Source organism: Mesorhizobium sp. M5C.F.Ca.IN.020.32.2.1, from assembly GCF_004023105.1.
GTDB classification, from domain to species: Bacteria; Pseudomonadota; Alphaproteobacteria; order Rhizobiales; family Rhizobiaceae; genus Mesorhizobium; species Mesorhizobium wenxiniae.
Genome location: NZ_RZSX01000670.1, coordinates 1 through 3,631 on the forward strand (window position 1 = coordinate 1; position 3,631 = coordinate 3,631).

Consider the following 3,631-nt stretch of genomic DNA (forward strand, 5'->3'; position numbering starts at 1 on the left):
GACCTCGACGACCTGCTCTGGTCCGTCACCAATGTCTTTCACCGCGCCGTGCTACGGATCGAGCGGCAGCTTGACGACAACGAGCAAGCCCAGCGCCGCCTGCAGCGCGAGCAGGACGGCACCGAGATCAAGGCGGTCGAGCTCGAAAACCTCACCGCGCAGGGCCAGACCGTACTCGAGCGGCGCGACGCCTTCGAGCTGATGCGTGACCAGGCCTCCGAGCACTACGAGCAGCATACCGGCTCAGCCTGGCGCCCGCGCACGGGGTCGATGGCCAACCACCGTCATCTCACCGCAGCGATGATCGACAGCCGAGACTTCCTGGCCGCCAGGCGCAAGGCCGACACCGAGGTGATGCTGCCCGCCGGCCCGAAAATCGCCCTCACCGGAGGCCTCGACTTCAACGACCACCACCTGATCTGGGACGTGCTCGACAAGGTCCACGCCAAGCATCCCGACATGGTGCTCATTCACGGCAAGTCGCCCAAGGGCGCCGAGATGATCGCCGCAAAGTGGGCCGACAATCGCAAAGTTCCGCAGATCGGCTTTGCTCCCGATTGGGAAAAGCATGGCCGCGCCGCACCGTTCAAGCGCAACGACGCCGTGCTGGATCTCCTGCCGATCGGCGTCATCGTCTTCCCCGGCACGGGCATCCAGGACAATTTCGCCGACAAGGCGAAGAAGCTCGGCATCAATGCCTACGACTTCCGCGCCCGAGGCGGCGCTTGAGCCGCCTCTAGCATCACGCGCGGCGAGCGTGATTTGCGCATCACACTTGCCGCGCTATACTCGACCATGCGCCGCGGTGGTGGTGGAGGCGCAACCGTTCGACATTGTCCACGGAGACCACCACCATGATCATCCTAGCCATTCTCGCATCGCTCGCGGCCATCGTCGCTCTGTGCTGGTTGCTCTTCACGCTTGCGGTGTTCGCACTGCCGCTCTTTGCCGGCGTCACTCTGGGCTTTTGGGCCTACGGCACAGGGGCCGGAGTTCTCGGCGGCGTCCTCGTCGGTGCAGTGGCCGCGGCCGTGACCTTCGGCCTCTTCCAACTCCTGCTCCGCTTCCTACGGCCGGTTTGGCTGAAGCTGCTTGTCCTGCTCGTCTTTGTGGGGCCCTCTGTCATTGCCGGCTACCATGCCACATTCGGCATCATGAAGCTGACCATGCCATCCGAGCGTTGGCAGGTAGTCTTTGCCACGATTGGCGCCATCGCCGTCGGCATCGTCGCGTTCTTGCGACTGACCATGATGGCCCCGCCCGGACCAGCCCACCAGGGTGCTGCGCGGGTCTCGTAACCTGCGTCGTCGAAAGAGCGGACTGGAAGGACGGCGTTCCGCGCGTCCGTGTTCTCGCGCGCAGCTAGCGAAGAACTGGCGGAGATGCGGGCCTTGAGCGGGCCGGAAGTCAGGGGTGCGCGCGTTTGGCGTGGGCCGCTCCAGCACCGATCGCTGCAGGTCGGGCGAGTTAGGATGCGGGAGTAGGCTGCTTGCCTCTAGTGGGGTCGAGGGGGCGCGCTGACAGGTCTCGAACTGGCCGGCGCGGCTACCCCTGGTGCCCGTCAGCGGGCTTTGCATGCGATACGAGCTGGCCGCGTTCTCCGCTGTTCCCTGCGGCTCAAGACCACTCCAATACGGCCTCTCTCCTGGCTTGATCTGTCCGAAGGCCGGCTTCGCCTCGATCGCCTGTGCCGCAATGGCGCCGGTCGACTTTCTTCCCCTGCCGGCTCATGCCGGCATTCCTCGCGAAACAAGAAAGTCTCCCCGCTGCCATCCTCCGCTACGCTCCGGCCTCAAGGGAGGTGCGGCGTCGATCGCCTTCGGCCGGACGATCGCCATCGAGGCCGCAATGGTGCGGGCTCGAGCCAGAAACCAAGGAGAACTACCATGGCCACCATCGGCACCTTCAAGAAGTCCGCCAACAACGAGTTCACCGGCGAGATCGTCACCCTCTCTGTCCAGGCCAAGAACGTCCGCGTCACCCCCGACACCCGCGCCAGCGGCGAGAACGCCCCCAGCCACCGGGTCTTCGTCGGCCGAGCCGAGATCGGCGCCGCCTGGAGCAAGCAGTCCAACGAGGGCCGCCCCTACCTGGGCTTCAAGCTCGATGACCCGAGCTTCACCGCCCCCATCTACGCCAACCTGGTCGAGGACGAGGACGGCGAAGGCTACAGCCTCATCTGGTCGCGCCCGAACCGCCGCAATGGCGACTGAGGACAAGGCCAAATGCCCCGCCCGGTCAATCCGGGCGGGGTCATCATTGCGCAAAGCGAATCGCTGCCCTCGATGGCACCGCCAAACCAGGGAAACACCAACGATAATGGGTGGCTTTTCGACAAAGTGCGACTATTATAGTCGTAGTTCTGGCTCGCGCCTCGCGACTTGTGGCGGTGATCGCGTTCATGATCACCGCTCGTCAATCGCGGGCTGCCCGGGCGTTGCTTGGCTGGAATCAGGAGACGCTTGCCGACAAGGCCCGAGTATCGCTGACCGCACTGAAACGCCTCGAATCCGAGAGCGGACTGCGCGTGTATGAGACGACACGCGACCAAGTGCGACGCGCCCTCGAGGCGAATGGCATAGTGCTCATGACCACCGACAAGGGAGAAGGCGTGATGGTCATGCGCAACGCGATCGCGGAAGACGGCAAGAAGCGCCCGTGAATACTCGCCAGCAAGTAGTCGCGATCGCGCCGACCCGCATCGCGGGGATACTGCCCTCCCGCATAGTTGTCATCACACTGGCATCGAGGCAGCCAACAAGGTACATCGTTCCCAGAACGCCCAATCGAAGGTATGGATCTTCCGCTTGGGGGCGTCGATGACACAGCGCGAATTCCTTGACGAACCGCCGCAAAACGCGGCGCTCACAGACTATGACCGTGCGCACATGAAGATCTATATGCGCGTGCTCGACGCCGCGACCGATGGTGCCGACTGGCGGGAAGCGGTGGCCGTGATTTTCGGGATCGATCCGGATGCCGAGCCGGAGCGCGCCCGTCGTGTTCACGACAGTCATCTTGCCCGCGCACGCTGGATGACGGAACACGGCTATCGTCAGTTGCTCCGCGAAGGACGCAAATAGTCGGGCGATGCGCTTAGCGCATCTCGTGGTGCTTCCTTGAACACTTCTCAAACTGTCAAGTTTTGGGAACTTTGCCGTCCCACGTTGCGGCACGAGGAACAACGATGACGCCCGACACCTCCCGCTGGCGGTCCTCGGAGACTTACGACTACCTGGACAACCTCGACTCTCCCGACCTCGCCTGGGAATGGCTCAGGCGCAATCTCGACTATCAGAAGGACTATGCGCGAGCAGATAGTCCATCCTTGCGAGCCGAACTCCACAAGAAATGGGGCTTGCAGTTTTTTCGTCCCGCCGTCGCTGAATGCTGGCGAGGGTCCCGTGTTCTGGTCCGCAGAGTCGGACACGAGCGCTGTGCTGCTTACGCAGTCGCCCATCATGCTGCCGACGGCCGGCAACCTCTCTACGGAACTGCGCGATCCAGCCGCGCGGTCCGACGACCAAGGCGAGCATTTGCTGCTCGCCGTCGGCGGCCAGACCATTCGTCTGGTCCGGCTCCCTGGCGCGTCGGCCGGAACGCCCCTCGCCGCGCTTGTGCCTCTTGACGG

At 63.9% G+C, this 3,631-nt stretch carries 6 protein-coding genes; all 6 read left to right on the forward strand.

Going from position 1 to position 3,631, the window contains the following annotated elements; all coding sequences use genetic code 11:
• Window positions 1-729 (forward strand): DUF2493 domain-containing protein (locus tag EOA86_RS26665; RefSeq protein ID WP_164891999.1); only part of this gene is annotated, 729 nt, incomplete at its 5' end.
• A 125-nt stretch (window positions 730-854) separates the two neighbouring features.
• A complete protein-coding gene (locus EOA86_RS26670; protein WP_128344426.1) occupies window positions 855-1,298 on the forward strand; it encodes a hypothetical protein in 444 nt (147 codons plus the stop codon).
• Between the two features lie 588 nt (window positions 1,299-1,886).
• Window positions 1,887-2,213, forward strand: coding sequence for a DUF736 domain-containing protein (locus EOA86_RS26675; RefSeq protein WP_041011430.1), 327 nt, complete (start codon window positions 1,887-1,889; stop codon window positions 2,211-2,213).
• Between the two features lie 188 nt (window positions 2,214-2,401).
• Window positions 2,402-2,662 (forward strand): hypothetical protein, encoded by a 261-nt coding sequence (locus EOA86_RS26680; RefSeq protein ID WP_128344430.1) that lies wholly within the window; start codon window positions 2,402-2,404, stop codon window positions 2,660-2,662.
• Between the two features lie 157 nt (window positions 2,663-2,819).
• Window positions 2,820-3,083: a DUF2285 domain-containing protein gene (locus EOA86_RS26685; RefSeq protein WP_128344428.1), complete on the forward strand. Its 264-nt coding sequence runs from the start codon at window positions 2,820-2,822 to the stop codon at window positions 3,081-3,083.
• A 104-nt stretch (window positions 3,084-3,187) separates the two neighbouring features.
• Window positions 3,188-3,628: a DUF6499 domain-containing protein gene (locus EOA86_RS39595; protein ID WP_245497379.1), complete on the forward strand. Its 441-nt coding sequence runs from the start codon at window positions 3,188-3,190 to the stop codon at window positions 3,626-3,628.
• Window positions 3,629-3,631 lie beyond the last annotated feature (3 nt).